The sequence below is a fragment of the Stenotrophomonas sp. YJH_SMC_135 genome, assembly GCF_059372355.1.
Genome location: NZ_JCAFVN010000003.1, coordinates 479,082 through 495,134 on the forward strand (window position 1 = coordinate 479,082; position 16,053 = coordinate 495,134).

The 16,053-nt window shown below is 67.3% G+C and carries 12 protein-coding genes and 2 tRNA genes; 12 read left to right on the forward strand and 2 right to left on the reverse strand.

Annotation, left to right across the window (positions count from 1 at the left end):
- Nucleotides 1-115 precede the first annotated feature (115 nt).
- Nucleotides 116-1,228, forward strand: coding sequence for a homoserine O-acetyltransferase MetX (metX, locus tag AC5P98_RS13220; protein ID WP_049405995.1), 1,113 nt, complete (start codon nt 116-118; stop codon nt 1,226-1,228).
- Nucleotides 1,229-1,573: a DUF1294 domain-containing protein gene (locus AC5P98_RS13225; protein ID WP_014647770.1), complete on the forward strand. Its 345-nt coding sequence runs from the start codon at nt 1,229-1,231 to the stop codon at nt 1,571-1,573. It begins immediately after the preceding gene.
- 112 nt (nt 1,574-1,685) lie between these two features.
- Here AC5P98_RS13225 and cydC read toward each other — a convergent pair whose 3' ends face one another.
- Together cydC and cydD are read right to left on the reverse strand one after the other, a co-directional pair.
- Complete coding sequence (gene cydC / locus AC5P98_RS13230) at nt 1,686-3,365, reverse strand: thiol reductant ABC exporter subunit CydC (protein WP_049405993.1); 1,680 nt, start codon at nt 3,363-3,365, stop codon at nt 1,686-1,688.
- On the reverse strand, nt 3,362-5,107 hold the full coding sequence (gene cydD, locus AC5P98_RS13235; protein WP_495230054.1) for a thiol reductant ABC exporter subunit CydD: 1,746 nt from the start codon (nt 5,105-5,107) through the stop codon (nt 3,362-3,364). The genes cydC and cydD overlap by 4 nt, the downstream gene beginning before the upstream one ends.
- A 228-nt stretch (nt 5,108-5,335) precedes the next feature.
- Here cydD and AC5P98_RS13240 point away from each other — a divergent pair, with 228 nt between their 5' ends.
- The 10 genes from AC5P98_RS13240 to pgaD all read left to right on the forward strand — a co-directional run bounded on the left by AC5P98_RS13240 (nt 5,336) and on the right by pgaD (nt 16,026).
- On the forward strand, nt 5,336-6,925 hold the full coding sequence (locus tag AC5P98_RS13240) for a cytochrome ubiquinol oxidase subunit I (protein ID WP_005410352.1): 1,590 nt from the start codon (nt 5,336-5,338) through the stop codon (nt 6,923-6,925).
- Between the two features lie 15 nt (nt 6,926-6,940).
- A complete protein-coding gene (gene cydB, locus AC5P98_RS13245; RefSeq protein WP_014647773.1) occupies nt 6,941-8,092 on the forward strand; it encodes a cytochrome d ubiquinol oxidase subunit II in 1,152 nt (383 codons plus the stop codon).
- Between the two features lie 58 nt (nt 8,093-8,150).
- Entirely contained in the window at nt 8,151-8,267 is a 117-nt protein-coding gene (gene cydX, locus AC5P98_RS13250) for a cytochrome bd-I oxidase subunit CydX (RefSeq protein ID WP_005410354.1), read from the forward strand.
- A 55-nt stretch (nt 8,268-8,322) separates the two neighbouring features.
- Nucleotides 8,323-8,399 (forward strand) — tRNA-Pro (locus tag AC5P98_RS13255).
- Nucleotides 8,400-8,539: 140 nt separating this feature from the next.
- Nucleotides 8,540-8,616: transfer RNA gene (locus tag AC5P98_RS13260), tRNA-Pro, on the forward strand.
- A gap of 221 nt (nt 8,617-8,837) precedes the next feature.
- Entirely contained in the window at nt 8,838-10,043 is a 1,206-nt protein-coding gene (locus AC5P98_RS13265) for a CynX/NimT family MFS transporter (RefSeq protein WP_049406960.1), read from the forward strand.
- A gap of 342 nt (nt 10,044-10,385) precedes the next feature.
- Complete coding sequence (pgaA, locus tag AC5P98_RS13270) at nt 10,386-12,413, forward strand: poly-beta-1,6 N-acetyl-D-glucosamine export porin PgaA (RefSeq protein ID WP_495230055.1); 2,028 nt, start codon at nt 10,386-10,388, stop codon at nt 12,411-12,413.
- Nucleotide 12,414: 1 nt separating this feature from the next.
- On the forward strand, nt 12,415-14,301 hold the full coding sequence (gene pgaB, locus AC5P98_RS13275; protein ID WP_049406965.1) for a poly-beta-1,6-N-acetyl-D-glucosamine N-deacetylase PgaB: 1,887 nt from the start codon (nt 12,415-12,417) through the stop codon (nt 14,299-14,301).
- A gap of 7 nt (nt 14,302-14,308) precedes the next feature.
- Entirely contained in the window at nt 14,309-15,559 is a 1,251-nt protein-coding gene (gene pgaC, locus AC5P98_RS13280; RefSeq protein WP_495230079.1) for a poly-beta-1,6-N-acetyl-D-glucosamine synthase, read from the forward strand.
- The gene (gene pgaD, locus AC5P98_RS13285) at nt 15,556-16,026 is read left to right on the forward strand and encodes a poly-beta-1,6-N-acetyl-D-glucosamine biosynthesis protein PgaD (protein ID WP_014647778.1); all 471 of its coding nucleotides are present in this window, start codon (nt 15,556-15,558) and stop codon (nt 16,024-16,026) included. Before pgaC ends, pgaD begins: the two co-directional genes overlap by 4 nt.
- The last annotated feature ends 27 nt before the right edge of the window (nt 16,027-16,053 follow it).

The window sequence follows — 16,053 nt, forward strand, 5'->3', positions numbered from 1 at the left end:
CCACACACGCGCATCAGGATTCATGAGGTTGCCGGCCAGCGGCCGGCACTACCTGCATCGCCGATGGAAACCAGCGTGTCGCCAGCTCCACATGCGGCCCCGCTAGAATGACTGCATGACCGAATTCATCCCGCCCGGCACCCGCTTCCACGCCCTGCCCTCGCCGTTCCCGTTCAAGCGCGGTGGCACCCTGCACGGCGCACGCGTGGCCTACGAGACCTGGGGCACGCTGGCCGCTGACGCCAGCAATGCGATCCTGATCGTGACCGGCCTGTCGCCGGATGCGCATGCGGCGGCCAACGAGGCCAATCCGGCGCCGGGCTGGTGGGAAGCGATGGTTGGCCCCGGCAAACCCATCGATACCCGCCGCTGGTTCGTGGTCTGCGTGAATTCGCTGGGCAGCTGCAAGGGATCGACCGGCCCCGCCTCGATCAACCCGGCCAGCGCTGAGCCCTACCGCCTGGACTTCCCCGAGCTGTCGATCGAAGACGGCGCTCGCGCCGCGATCGAAGTCGTGCGTGCGCTGGGCATCGCGCAGCTGGCCTGCGTGGTCGGCAATTCCATGGGCGGGATGACCGCGCTGGCCGTGCTGATGCTGCACCCGGGCATCGCGCGCAGCCACGTCAACATTTCCGGCAGTGCGCAGGCGCTGCCGTTCTCGATCGCGATCCGCTCGCTGCAGCGCGAGGCGATCCGTCTCGACCCGCGCTGGAATGGCGGCCACTACGACGATGCCGAGTACCCCGAGTCCGGCATGCGCATGGCGCGCAAGCTGGGCGTGATCACCTACCGCTCGGCACTGGAATGGGATGGCCGCTTCGGCCGCGTGCGGCTGGATTCGGACCAGGCCGACGACGATCCGTTCGGGCTGGAATTCCAGGTGGAAAGCTATCTGGAAGGCCACGCACGGCGCTTCGTGCGTTTCTTCGATCCCAACTGCTATCTGTACCTGAGCCGTTCGATGGATTGGTTCGACCTGGCCGAGTACGCCGACGGCGATGTGCTGGCCGGGCTGGCGAAGATCCGGGTGGAGAAGGCACTGGCCATCGGCGCCAACACCGACATCCTGTTCCCGGTGCAGCAGCAGCAACAGGTCGCCGACGGCCTGCGTGCCGGCGGTGCCGATGCGCGCTTCATCGGCCTGGAATCGCCACAGGGCCATGATGCCTTCCTCGTCGATTTCGAGCGTTTCGGCCCCGCCGTGCGCGGCTTCCTCGACGCGCTGTAAGTGGCGTGGCGGCGTAACCTCGCGCTGGCCGCCTTCGGCGCGCTGACCGCCTTGATGATCAGCGGTGTGCTGCCGCTGTGGCTGGGTGGCTGGTGCCTGCTGGCCAGTGCGGTGTCGTTCGGCCTCTATGGCCATGACAAGCGCGCGGCGCAGCGAAAGCGATGGCGCATTCCCGAGCGCACCCTGCAGCTGCTGGCCTTCGCCGGAGGCTGGCCCGGCGCGCTGCTGGGCCAGGCGCTGTTCCGCCACAAGCATCGCAAAGCCGCATTCCAGTGGGTGTTCTGGCTGTGCGTGCTGGCCAACGTGGCCTCGATCGCGGTGATGCTGCGCGAGTTCTCCCATTGACCGGCCTGTAGAGCCGAGCCCATGCTCGGCTGGCTTGCTTCCGGAGCCGAGCATGGGCTCGGCTCAACAGTAGATCCACGCCATGCGTGGATGTGCCGACCAAGGTCGGCATCTACCGAAGCACTTCGCGCTCCAACATCCCGTCGCGCAACCGGTACTGCGCATCGACCACGCCTTCGGGCAGGTCGTCGTGGGTGATCATCAGCAGGCTGCGCCCGTCCAGCAACCCGGAAAGGTCCTGCAACAGCGCACGTGCGGTATCCACGTCCAGGCCTTCGGTGGGTTCGTCGAGCAGCAGGATCGGCGCATTGCGCAGCAGCGCGCGCGCCAGCGCCAGGCGTCGTGCCTGGCCCGCCGACATCGTCGCGCCGTTCTCGCCCACCCAGGCCTGCAGGCCACCGTTGCGCTCGGCCCAGTCGCCCAGGCGCACGCGACGCAGGACCGCCCACAACGCAGCATCACGGGCGTCGGGATCCCCCAGCCGCAGGTTCTCGGCCACGGTACCGGCAAACACCGGTGCGTTCTGCGGAAGCCAGGCCAGCTGGCGGTGCCACTCGGCCTGGGCGACGTCGCGCAGGTCGCGTCCGCCATAGGTGATTCGCCCCTGTTGCGGATCCCACAACCGCAGCAGCAGGCTGGACAGCGTGGTCTTGCCGCTGCCGCTGTCGCCACGGATCGCGATGCGTTCTCCCGGCGCCAGGGTCAGCTGCAGGCCGGACAACACCGGCCGCGCGGCACCTGGCCACTGGAAGTGCACGTCATCCCAATGCACGCGCGCCACCTGGGGTACCGGCTGCGGCGTCTGCGGATCCTCCACCGTCGGCGGTTGTTCGACGATGGCCTGCAGGCGGTCAGCAGCAATGCGCCCGGACTGCAGCGACTGCCAGGCCAGGCCCATGCCGGCCCAAAGTTCGATCAGCGCCACGGTCAGGAAGACGAGGCCCGCGGCCATTTCCGGCGCGATGTGCTGCTGTTCGGCGGCCTGCAGGGCCAACGCCAGCATCGCCACCAGGCCCAGCCCCGCCACCAGGCCGTGCAGGGTCGAGGCCGCGATCAGGCGCCAACGCCGACGACGATCACGCGAGGCCAGCTGCTTGGCGGCCACGCGTACCTTCAGCTGCCAAGCCGCATCGGCATGCAGCGCAGCCAGGTCACCGGCCCCCTCCAGCCCTTCGAATGCAGCGGTGCGCAACGCCGCGCGGTGCGCGGCACGATCGGCCTCTTCGTCGTCATGGCCACGCACGCCCAGCCACGGCACGCCGAAGGCGATCAGCAGCGCCAGCACCGCCAGCAGTACCGCCGCCGAGGGCAGGATCAGCGCTGCCGAGGCAACCGCCACCAGCGACAGCGCGCCCAGCGCCACCAGCGGCCCGATCGCACGCACCAGCAGCCCATCCACTTCGCCGATGTCCCCCAGCAGCCGCGCCAGCAGCTCGCCGGTGCGCGTGGCGCCCAATCGTGCCGGCGCCAGTGGCAGCGCGCGGCGGAAGAACCACACGCGCAGGTCGCGGGCGATGCGCAGCGTGGCATCGTGGCCGACCAGCTTTTCGAAGTAGCGCGACACGATGCGCGCCATGGTCAGGCCACGGATGCCGGCCGAGGGTGAGAAGAAGTTGAAGCCCTGGCCGAGGCCGGCCGCACCGGCCAGCGCGGCCGCCGTGAGGAAACCACCGGACAGGCCCAGCAGCGCCGTGCCGGCCAGCATCGTGGTCCACAGCAGCAGCAGGGTCAGCAACAGGCGCGGCCGGTGGCGCAGGAATACCGCGCGCAGCGAATCAGGCGAACGGCTCATGCGCGCACCGCCTGTGCCGGCTCGACCAGGCGGCCTTCCGGCAACAGCAGGCAACGATCGGCCCAGGCGATCACCGCCGGGCTGTGGGTGGCGACCACTACGCTGCGCCCGCGCGCATACGCGGCCAGGCTGCGCAGCAGCGCCGCCTCGGTATCGGCATCGAGGAACGCGGTGGGTTCGTCCAGCAGCAGCACCTGCGGGTCGCGCAGCAGCAGGCGGGCCAGGCCAATGCGGCGGGCTTCACCACCGGACAGGCCGAAGCCGCGTTCGCCGATCACCGTGTCCAGCCCCTGCGGCAGGCGCTGGGCAAACTGCAGGACCTGCGAAGCCTCGGCCACCGCGCGCAACCGCGCATCGCTGGCTGCGGGATCGGCCAGGCGCAGATTGTCGGCGATGCTGCCATGGAACAGGTACGGTCGCTGGCTGGCATAGGCCACCTGCACGCCGGGGCGCAGCTGCAGCTTGCCGGCACGCGGCGGCAACCAACCGGCCAGCGCCTCCAGCAGCGTGCTTTTGCCGGACCCGCTGGGACCGACCAGGGCCAGGCGTTGGCCCGGCTCCAGCAGCAGGTCCAGATCCCGCAGCACATCCTGCGGCGCACCCAACGGGCGCAGTACCAGTCCTTGCGCCTGCAGTGGCGGCAAGGCGGCCTCGGCCGGCTCCACCGCCAGCGGCGCAACCTCGTTCTCGATCAGGCCCTGCTCGTCCGGCAGCGACTGCAGCAGGCGCTCCACTTCGGCGGCGGCGGCCAGTGCATTGGCGCGATCATGGTAGTGCGCAGCCAGCCGTCGCAGCGGCGCATAGAACTCCGGCGCCAGCAGCAGGCAGAACAGGCCCGCACCCAGCGTCGGCACCGCTGCATGTAGCGACATCATGCCCAGATAGCTCAGGCCCAGGTACAGCGCCACCATCGCCACGCTCACCGAGGCGAAGAATTCCAGCACGGTGGACGACAGGAAGGCGATACGCAGCACCTTCAGGGTGCGCACGCGCACGCCTTCGGCGGCGGCCTCGATGCCGGCCAGTTCGGCTTCGCCACGGCCATACAGGCGCAGCAGGCCCAGGCCCTTGATGCGGTCGGCGAAGTGGCCGCTCATGCGCGCCAGCTCGCCCAGCTGCGCGCGCCCGGCGGCTTCAGCACCCCAGCCCACCAGCATCATGAAGAACGGCACCAGCGGCGCGGTGAACAGCAGGATCAGCGCCACCACCCAGTCCACCCAGGCGACAGCGGCCAGGATCAGCAGCGGCACCACCACCACTTCGGTGCGCACCGGCAGGAAGCCGCTGTAATAGCTCTCGATCGCATCACCGTGATGCAGCATCAGTTCGCCCAGTTCACCGGTGCGGCGCTGCCGCAGCCAGAGCGGGCCCTGGCCCAGCAGGCGCGCGAACACGCGTTCGCGCAGTGCCAGCCGGGCGGCGTCGGCCACGTCACCGGCGGCGGCCTGGGTGGCGCTGCCCAGCAGGGTGCGCAGCACCAGGATCACCGCCAATCCCGCCAGCACCGGCAGGCCAGAGGCCAGCGGCACGCGCTCCACCAGCACCTGCTGCACCAGCCAGGCGATGGCGGCAGCCTGCCCGATCAACAGCGCGCCGGACAGGCTGATGCACAGCGCGGCCAGGCGCTGGCGGCCCCGGGCGGAGCGTGCCAGGTCGGCCAGCCAGGCCGTGCGCACACGCCGCTGGCGGGCGGTTTCAGCATCCGGGGACAGGCCGTCAGGGGTCGTTTCGGCAGCGCTCAAGAGGTCTTCACGGGCAGCGGGGGAGACACGGCATTGTAGGCGCAGGCAATAGCCCGCCCCTGCGGCCGGCGGTCGCAGTCTTCATCAGGTTGGCATACGATCAACCGGGGCACCTGTTCATACATTGATCTGGATCAAGGCTGTTTGAAGTAGTCGGTCACATCATTCACGTCGTAGACCACCCTTCCCGCCACCTGCAACGGCACTATCCAACGAGGTAGCCAGGCCATGATTGATCAGACAGTCGTAGAACTGTCGCGGCTGCAATTCGCGCTGACCGCGATGTACCACTTCCTATTCGTACCGCTCACCCTCGGCCTGTCCTTCATGGTGGCCATCATGGAGAGCGTGTACGTGATGACCGGCAAGGAGATCTGGCGCAGGATGACCCTGTTCTGGGGCGTCTTGTTCGGCATCAACTTCGCCATGGGCGTTGCCACCGGCATCGTCATGGAATTCCAGTTCGGCATGAACTGGTCCTACTACAGCCACTACGTGGGTGACATCTTCGGTGCGCCACTGGCGATCGAAGGCCTGATGGCGTTCTTCCTGGAAGCGACCTTCGTCGGCCTGTTCTTCTTCGGCTGGAACCGCCTGAGCAAGGTCAAGCACCTGATGGTGACCTGGCTGATGGCGCTGGGGACCAACCTGTCGGCGATCTGGATCCTGGTGGCCAATGGCTGGATGCAGAACCCGACCGGTGCGGTGTTCAACCCGGAAACCATGCGCATGGAAGTGGTCGACTTCATGGCGGTGGTGTTCAACCCGGTGGCGCAGGCCAAGTTCGTGCACACCGTCAGCGCCGGCTACGTGACCGGTGCGGTGTTCGTGATGGCGATCAGCGCCCTGTTCCTGCTGCGCAACAAGCACAAGGACCTGGCCCGTCGTTCGTTTGCGGTGGCCGCGGCGTTCGGCCTGCTGTCATCGCTGTCGGTGGTCGTGCTGGGTGACGAGAGCGGTTACGCCGCCAGCGAACACCAGAAGATGAAGCTGGCCGCGATCGAGGCGATGTGGGAGACCGAGCGAGCGCCGGCCGACTTCACCGCCTTCGGCATCCCCAACCAGGAGACTCACCAGAACGACTACGCGGTGAAGATCCCCTACCTGATGGGCCTGATCGCCACCCGCTCGTTGAACCAGCCGATTCCCGGCATCCTGGAACTGGTCGAGCGCGCCGAACACCGCGTGCGTGGCGGCCAGCTGGCCTACGGTGCATTGGAACGCCTGCGCGCCAACAAGAACGACGTTGAAGCGCGCGAGATGTTCGACCGCCACTGGCAGGACCTGGGCCACGGCCTGCTGCTCAAGCGCTATCGCGATGACATCCTCAACGCCACCCCGCAGGAGATCTCGCAGGCGGCGATGGACACGGTGCCGCGCGTGATGCCGTTGTTCTGGACCTTCCGCGTGATGGCCGGCCTGGGCTTCTACCTGATCGCCTTCTTCGCGCTGGCCTTCTACTACTCGTGCCGCAACAACTTCCAGGACAAGCGCTGGTTCCTCAAGCTGGCCCTGTGGACGCTGCCGGCACCGTGGATCGCGATCGAGTGCGGCTGGTTCGTGGCCGAGTATGGTCGCCAGCCGTGGGCGGTCGATGGCGTGCTGCCGACCTTCTATGCGGCGTCGGGCCTGGCCCTGCATGAAATCGTGCTGACCCTGGCCGGCTTCACTGCCATCTACACCGCGCTGATCGTGGTCGAGATCAAGCTGATGCTCAAGGCGATCCGCAAGGGTCCGGACGAGGTGCTGCCGTCGCTGCAGTCGCCCCAGCCGCATGCTTCCCACAATGCCTCGGCGCCGGCCGCCGGCCAGGCCTGAGGCAGGAGAACCAAGATGGATTTCATTCTTCTGGACTACACCACGCTGCGCGTGATCTGGTGGCTGCTGCTCGGCATCCTGCTGATCGGTTTCGCCGTGATGGATGGTTTCGACCTGGGCGTGGGCACCCTGCTGCCCTTCGTCGCCCGCAACGACGCTGAGCGCCGGCTGGTGATCAATACCATCGGTCCGGTCTGGGAAGGCAACCAGGTGTGGCTGATCCTGGGCGGCGGCGCGATCTTCGCCGCCTGGCCGCCGCTCTACGCGGTCAGCTTCTCCGGGTTCTACCTGGCGATGTTCGTGATCCTGTTCGCCCTGATCCTGCGTCCGGTCGGCTTCAAGTTCCGCAGCAAGATGCCCAGCGAGCGCTGGCGCAACACCTGGGACTGGGCGCTGTTCATCGGTGGCTTCATACCGGCGCTGATCATGGGCGTGGCGGTGGGCAACGTGGTGCTGGGCGTGCCGTTCCACTTCGATGACAGCATGCGCATCTTCTACACCGGCTCGTTCTTCGGCCTGCTGATGCCCTTCGCACTGCTGGCCGGCCTGCTCAGCGTGTCGATGCTGGTCGCCCACGGTGCCGCCATGCTGGTGCTGAAGACCGACGGCCCGGTGGCCGAGCGTGCGGCCCGCTTCGGCAGCATCGCCGCGATCATCGCTTTCGTGCTCTTTGCGGTCGGCGGCGCCTGGGTGGCCTTCGGCCTGCCGGGTTACCAGATCACCTCGCAGGTGGTCACCGACGGCGCCACCAATCCGCTGCTGAAGACCGCCGAACTCGGCGCCGCCGGTGGCTGGATGCGCAACTACAGCACGATGCCGGCCACGATCCTGGCCCCGCTGCTCGGCCTGGCCGGCCTGCTCGCCAGTGCGGTGCTGCTGCGTGCCCGCCGCGGCGGCCTGGCCTTCATTGCCTCCGGTGCGGCCATCGCTGGCATCATCCTGACCGTCGGCTTCGCCATCTTCCCGTTCCTGCTGCCGTCCTCGAGCCAGCCCACCTCCAGCCTGACCGTGTGGGATGCCTCGTCCAGCCACCTGACCCTGTGGATCATGCTGCTGGCCACGGCGGTGTTCCTGCCGATCATCCTCGCCTACACCACCTGGGTGTACCGCGTGCTGAAGGGCAAGACCACCACCGAAGAGATGGGCAACAACCCGAACGCGTATTGATTGCTTGCACGTGTGCCGACCAACGGTCGGCACCTACCCGGAATGAAGGAGACTGATCATGTGGTATTTCGCCTGGATTCTCGGTGCCGGCCTCGCCTCGACGGTGGCCATCCTCAACGGCATGTGGTTCGAAGCCCGCGAGCAGAACCGCATCGAGAAAGAAAATCGTCGCTGAGCTGTAAAAAAACCTTGCCGCCTTGGCCTTCACACGGTATCTTAGGCGGCTCCTTCGGGGTGTAGCTCAGTCTGGTAGAGCGCTACGTTCGGGACGTAGAGGTCGCAGGTTCGAATCCTGTCTCCCCGACCACTTCGGTGGTCGCATTGAAGCCTGGTGAAGTCGTCCAGGCTTTTTTGTTCCCTGAAGTGGCACTGCTTCGGCAGTGTGAAGAAAACAGCATTCACCCCTTGCCGCCATCGGGGTGAATCGCTAGAATAGGCGGCTCCCTTCGGGGTGTAGCTCAGTCTGGTAGAGCGCTACGTTCGGGACGTAGAGGTCGCAGGTTCGAATCCTGTCTCCCCGACCACTTCGGTGGTCACCAAGAAGCCTGGAAGACATCACTGTCCTCCGGGTTTTTTTGTATCAGGCACCTGGCCGCCCGCATGACGGGACCTTGCCGGAGCCCGCACGTACAATGGCCGCGCTGCCGGCCCGCCAGCAGCCCCTCCCCCACCTGCCGCTTCGGCGTAGACCGATGCCGGCGCTGCATGCCATTGCCCCGGCGTGCGACACCTGCAAGGACCACCGATGAGTTCCTCCCCTTCCGATTCGCCGTCGCTGCTGCACGGCCGCGTCCTCGCATTCGCCGCGATCCTGCTGGCAGCGATCAACCTGCGCACCGCGGTCACCTCGATCACTCCGCTGCTGGACGTGCTCGGCCAGCAGTTCGGTTTCGGTACCACCATGACCGGCGTGCTGGGCATGCTGCCGACCGCGTCGTTCGCACTGTTCGGCGTGGCCACGCCGGCACTGGCGCGGCGCCTCGGGCTGGAGCGCACCACGCTGCTGGCGATGGTGATGGCGATGGCCGGCCTGCTGCTGCGTTCCAGCGCCGGCAACGTCGGCACGCTGCTGTTGGGTTCGGTGGTGGCACTGGCCGGCATGGGCATCGGCAACGTGGTGGTGCCGCCACTGGTGAAGCGCTATTTCGCCAACAAGGTCGGCACCATGAGCACGCTCTACATCAGCGTGCTGCAACTGGGCACGATGCTGCCGGCACTGCTGGCGGTGCCGGTGGCCAACGCCGCAGGCTGGCGCGTGTCGCTGGGCATGTGGGCGCTGCTGGCGCTGGCTGCCGCACTGCCGTGGCTGGTGCTGGCCACGCGCGCGCCGAAGCCCCAATCCGACGCATCCGATCCGACCGCGCAGCCGCACGGCAAGGTCTGGCGCACGTCACTGGGCTGGAGCATGACGCTGATGTTCGGCATGACCTCGCTGATGACCTACTCGATGTTCACCTGGCTGCCGCGCATCGTGGTCGAGGCCGGTGGCACGCCCGCGTTCGGTGGCGTGATGGTCGCCGTGTTCTCGGCGCTGGGCCTGCTGCCATCGCTGGTCATTCCGTCGATGGCGGTGCGCATGCAGAACCCGTTCCCGCTGGTGCTGATTGGCTTTTTCTCGTTCGTGATCGCCTTCACCGGCCTGCTGCTGGCACCGATGAAGGCCCCCCTGCTGTGGGCCTGCCTGCTCGGCGTCGGCCCATCCACCTTCCCGCTGGCACTGACCCTGATCAACCTGCGCACCCGCACCCCGACCGGCTCGGCGGCGCTGTCCGGCTTCATGCAGGGCGTGGGCTACAGCTTCAGCTGCCTGGGCCCGTTCCTGGTCGGCTGGCTGCACACGGTCAGCGACGGCTGGACCCTCCCGTTCAGCTTCCTGTTCGGCTGCGCCGCACTGATGCTGTGCGCTTCGTGGGTGGCCTGCAAGCCGCGCAAGCTGGAAGATCTCTGGTAAGCCACGTGGGGCCCGCAACCGGGCCCACCTACCATTCGTCAGCCCGTCTGCGCATTTTGACGCCGGGCTGACAATTCCGGGCGGATAGTGCCCACGAATGCCCATCCTTGCCGCGTGCCGGCATCGGGCATGGGGGCGGCAGCGCCGCCCGGGCCACCACTCGGTGTGCGGGGGACTTTCGTTTCAGACAAGACATCGCAGGTCGCTGTCCGGGTTGTATCCGTCTTCGCTGGGCGGGAATGCACGAAGGGAGTGACGCGGGCCACGGCCACGCCAAAAGCTGGCATGTGATGTGCGTCACATTTTTCAGGTTGTCTGGTTCGGAAGCCAAGGGGGTCCCCAATGGTTGTCCACCGCCGGCTGGCGCTCTGCGTCGGCCTCGCCTGCACCGCCCTGGCCTGGGCCAGCAGCGCTGCCCCGCCCGACCGCGAAGCAGCGTTGGCCGAGATCGGCCGCTATCGAGACCAGGCGCGTTGGCTGGACGCCCTGGGCGCGATCGAGCGCGCCAGCCAACAGCAACCCAACGACGACCTGCTGTTCAAGCTGCGCGTATTGACGCTGGGCGACATCGGCAACGCCTGGCGTGCGTGGGAGCTGTACCAGCAGCGCCCGCAACTGTTCGACGCTGCGCAGAAACAGCGCCTGGAAGGCGACTACCTGGCCAAGCTGGTGGTCTGGAGCCTGGCCTACAGCAGCAGCGAGGACAGCCGCCTGGAAGAAGCCGAATCGACCCTGGCCCGCATGCAGCGCTACCTCGGCGGCGAAGGCACCCCGCCCTCGCAGGCACCACTGCGGATCCGCATGGACCGGCTGATCCTGCTCAACCGGCTGGGCCGCCATGCACAGGTCCGCGAGGAAGCGCGGGCACTGCAGGCCGAAGGCCACACCCTGCCCGACTACGTGCTGCCCGCAGTGGGCGATTCGTTGATGGGCACCCTGCACCCGGAAGAAGCCATCCCGGTGCTGCAGGCGGCCGTCGCTGGCGACCCGACGCGCGACGCCTCGCATTCGGAACTGGCTTACGCCTACCTGGAAAGCGAGCAGCAGGAAAAGGCCATCGACCTGCTGCAGGCATGGCGCGACAAGGAGCCGGCGTGGCGCTGGAGCAACGGCAAGTCGCCGTACGCGAACTGGTCGCGCTACGAGGCCGATCTCAATCTGGCGATGGTGCGCGCCTACAGCGGCGACCTACACACCGCGCAGCACGATCTGGAGTCGATGGTCGAGATCGCACCCGGCAACGGCGGGCTGCAGAGTGCGCTGGCCAGCGTCTACATGATGCGCGGCTGGCCACGCCGGGCGCTGCAGCGCCAGCAGATGGCACACGCGCTCGATCCGCGGGACATCGAACCGCGGCTGGGCATGGAAGAGGCCTATGTCGCCCTGCAGCGCGACGACCTGGCGCGGCCGCTGCACGATGACCTGGTCGCACGCTACCCCACCCAGCCGGCAGTCGAACGCATGGACCAGGCCTGGCGCGCGCATCGCGGCTGGCAGCTGAAGGCATGGACCGACATCGGCCGCAGCTCCGGGGGCGGTGGTACTTCGCCCCTGGGCAACAACGACCGCCACTACGGCGTGGACGTGGAGACGCCGATCCTTGATGACCGCTGGCGGTTGTTCGCCCTCGCCGACCGTCGCGTGACCGACTTCCAGGACCAGCGCATCGATCCCCTGTGGCTGGGTGCGGGCGTGCGTTACCGCTTCGGGCAGCTGGATGCGGAAGCGGCGGTCCTGCGCGCCAACGATCACATCGGCGACACCGGCCTGCGCGTCGGCGTCGGCTGGCAGTTCAACGATTCCTGGCACGCCGGCGTGGTGGTCGCACGCAATGACCCGGAGGCCTCGATGCAGGCGCGCGCGGCCGGCATCACCGCCGACAGCGTGAGCGCACAGGTGGACTACCGGCGCAGCGAGCTCACCCACTGGACGTTCGGCGCGAGCCGCTTCCGCTATGACGACGGCAACCACCGCGAGCTGTTCGGCACCAGCGTCCAACAGCGCCTGCTGACCCGCCCACGCTGGCTGGTCGATGGCCTGGCCAGTGCCTACACCAGTCGCGGCAGCCGCGATGATGCGCCTTACTTCAACCCGAAGCGCGACCGCATGGTCGAGATCGGCCTGCGCATCGACCAGCAGCTGTGGCGGCACTACGAGCGCCACTTCCGGCACCGGCTGACCGTCTCGCTGGGCGACTACTGGCAGGACGGCTTCGGCAGCGCGTTGGTGCCGTCGGTGTCCTACATGCACGAGTGGCAGCTGGGCCCTGGCCGCGTGTTCGAGTATGGCGTGCGGTGGTCACGACCGGTCTACGACGGCCATCGCGAGCGCCATATCGGCTTCGAAGCCGCATTGCGCTGGGGAGACTGACATGGCCCGCTTCCTGCGACTGATCGTGCTCCTGCTGCTGGCCTGCGTGCCACCGGCGTTCGCGCAGCAGCCCCTGCATCTTGATGCGATCGACAACGGCCTGCTGATCCTCAGCTACCACGACATCCGCGACAAGGTGGCCGCCAAGGGTGATGCCGATTCCTATGCGGTGAGCACGCAGAACTTCGCCGCGCACCTGGACTGGCTGGGCGCGCACGGCTACCACCCGGTTTCGCTGTCGCAGCTGATCGAGGCCTCGCAGGGCCGCGCCACGCTGCCTCCCAAGCCGGTGCTGCTGACCTTCGACGATGGCCTGCGCAGCGTCTACGACAAGGCGTTCCCGCTGCTGCAGGCCTACCACTACCCGGCCCTGGTGGCGGTGATCACCGATTACGTGGACATGGCACCGGGCCGCACCATCGACTACGGCTACCGCCCGTTCGGCCACGATGACTTCGTGACCTGGGCGCAGCTGAAGCAGATGCACGACAGTGGCCTGATCGAAGTGGCCAGCCATACCGACGACCTGCACCACGGCGTGCTTGCCAATCCGCAGGGAAACTCCACGCCCGCCGTGGTCACCCGCATCTACACCCCGGCCACGCGCAGCTACGAGAGCGGGACACAGTATGAGCAGCGCCTGCGCACTGATCTTTCGCGCAGCGTGCAGCGCATCCAGCAGCACCTGGGCGTGCGCCCGCGCGCCATCGTCTGGCCGTATGCCGCGTACAACCAGTTGAGCAACGACATCGCCGAGCAGCTGGGCATGCCGGTTTCGTTCGACCTGGAAGGCCGTAGCACGCCAGTGGCCCGCGACCTGCACGGGCTGGCACGATTGCTGGTGAGCAACAACCCGACCGTGGAAGGCCTGGCCTACGAACTGCGCCGAGACGTGGCGCTCGATGGCATCCGCGCCCTGCAGATCGATCTGGATGATATGTATGACCCGGATCCAGCGCAGCAGGCACGCAATCTCGATGCATTGATCGAGCGGGTCAAGCGCATCGCGCCGACCCATGTCTATCTGCAGGCCTTTGCCGACCCGGACGGCAACAACACCGCCGATGCGCTGTATTTCCCGAACCGGCACATGCCGATGCGGGCGGACCTGTTCAGCCGCGTCGCCTGGCAGCTGAAATCCCGCGCGGGCGTGAAGGTCTACGCGTGGTTGCCAGTGCTCGGCTTCGAACTGCCCGACCCGGAGCAGCGCAAGGTGCTGGCGATCCGCAATGGGGATGCCGACGGCATGTACCGGTTGGATTTCACCAACCCGAAGGCCAGGCAGATCATGCTCGACATCTACGAGGACCTGGCGGTCAATTCCTACTTCGAAGGCCTGCTGTTCCATGACGACGGCTACCTGCGCGACACCGAGCTGCCCGCCCTGGCGGCCGGCGAAGATGGCAGCGCACGTACCCAGGCACTGATCGACTTCACCCTGGCTCTGCGCAACAGCGCGCAGCGCTGGCGGCCGAAACTGGCAACGGTGCGCAACCTGTATGCCGAGCCGGTACTCCGCCCGCAGAGCGAAGCCTGGTTCGCGCAGCGCCTGGACCTGTTCAACAAGGCCTACGACCAGACGGCGCTGATGGCGATGCCGTGGATGGAAGGCAGCAGGCACCCCGAGCGCTGGCTCGACCAGTTGCTGGCCGCGGTACGCGCGCACGACCCGCAGCTTCAGCACACGCTGTTCGAGCTGCAGACCGTCGATTGGCGCAGCGGGCAGCCGATTCCCGCCGCGCGCCTGCGTGCGCAGATCCGCCAGTTGCAGGCGCAGGGCGTGCACCACTTCGCCTGGTACCCCGATGACTTCATCGCCGACCAGCCCTCCACCCGCGATGCCCGCGCGGCAATGTCCGCCGGCAACTTCCCGTACCCGGAGAAGTGACGTGGACATGCATCCGCTGCTGCAGGTCCTGTTCCAGTTCGCCTTCTACTACCCGATGGTGATGGCGTTCTTCTGGATGTCCGGTGGCCTGTACTACTACTTCCGGCGCGAGCGTCACTCACGTCCGCGCAACGATCCGCCCTTGATGATCGCCCCTCCCTTCGCGACCTTGCTGGTGCCCTGCCACAACGAAGCAGAAAACCTGGACGACACGCTCACTGCGGCGCTGGCCCAGCGCTACCCCGCCGATTACGAAGTGATCGCCATCGACGATGGCAGCAGCGATGACACCGGCGCACGGCTGGATGCGCTGGCGGCAAGGCATCCACGGCTTCGCGTGCTGCACCTGGACCGCAACCTGGGCAAGGCCAATGCGCTGCGCATGGGCGCACTGGCCGCACGCTCGGAGTACCTGGTGTGCATCGATGGCGATGCGATGCTGGAAGAGCATGCACTGCACTGGATGGTCTGGCACCTGGTCAGTGGCAACCGGGTCGGTGCGGTCACCGGCAACCCGCGCATCCGCAACCGCTCCACCCTGCTCGGACGCCTGCAGGTGGCGGAATTCTCCTCGATCATCGGCATGATCAAGCGGGCACAGCGCGTGTATGGCCGCATCTTCACCATCTCCGGCGTGATCGCCGGCTTCCGCCGCACTGCCCTGCACCAGGTCGGCTGGTGGTCGGATGACATGGTGACCGAGGACATCGACATCAGCTGGCGCCTGCAGCGCGCGCACTGGGACATCCGCTACGAACCCAATGCGCTGTGCTTCATCCTGATGCCGGAGACGCTCAAGGGCCTCTGGCGGCAGCGCCTGCGCTGGGCCCAGGGCGGCGTGGAAGTGATGCTGCGCCACGCGCACTCGCTGCTGCACTGGAAAGAGCGGCGCATGTGGGGCGTGCTACTGGAGTACGTGTTGAGCGTGGTCTGGGCCTACACGATGCTGTTCATCGTGCTGCTGTGGGCACTGGGCAAGTTCATCGAGCTGCCGCCGCAGCTGCATATCGCCAGCCTGCTGCCGGAGTGGCATGGCGTGATCCTGGCGCTGGTCTGCCTGCTGCAGTTCGCCAGCAGCCTGATCATCGACCGGCGTTACGAAACACAGATTGGACGCAATTACTTCTGGGTCATCTGGTACCCGATGGCTTACTGGCTGATCAGCCTTTCCACCACCCTGGTGGCGCTGCCCAAGACGCTGCTGCGCCGTCGCAGCAAGCGCGCCACCTGGACCAGCCCTGACCGGGGGATCCGATGAACGCGCAACGCCCGTCCAACCGCTTCGACTCGCGGATGATCCGCAAGCCGCATCGCCAGCCACACTTCCAGCGCACGGCCTGGGGCTTCGTCACCCTGGCGTTCTGGGGTTTCTACTTCTATCTGTGGGCCCCCCTGGTGACCCTGCTCTCGTGGTTGATCGGTGGCCAGCTGGCCTGGCGGCAGCTCTACGAACGGCAGAACCAGTTCGACCCGTACGTGCTGGTCGCGCTGCCATTGATGCTGCTGTGCGCCAGTGTGCTGCTGATCGCCTGGGCCGAGTACAACCGCGCCCGCTTCCGTGGCCGCGAACGCCGCCTGCCGCGGCCCCTGGCCAGCCTCAACGAAGTGGCCGCCGATCTGGGCGCCAGCACCGGGCTGGCCGAACGCCTGATGGGCTGCAAGGCCGCCACGCTGCACATGGATGATCACGCACGGCCGGTCGGCATCCGCCGCGAGGTGGTGTAGCTGCCGACCTGGGTCGGCGCTTGGGCC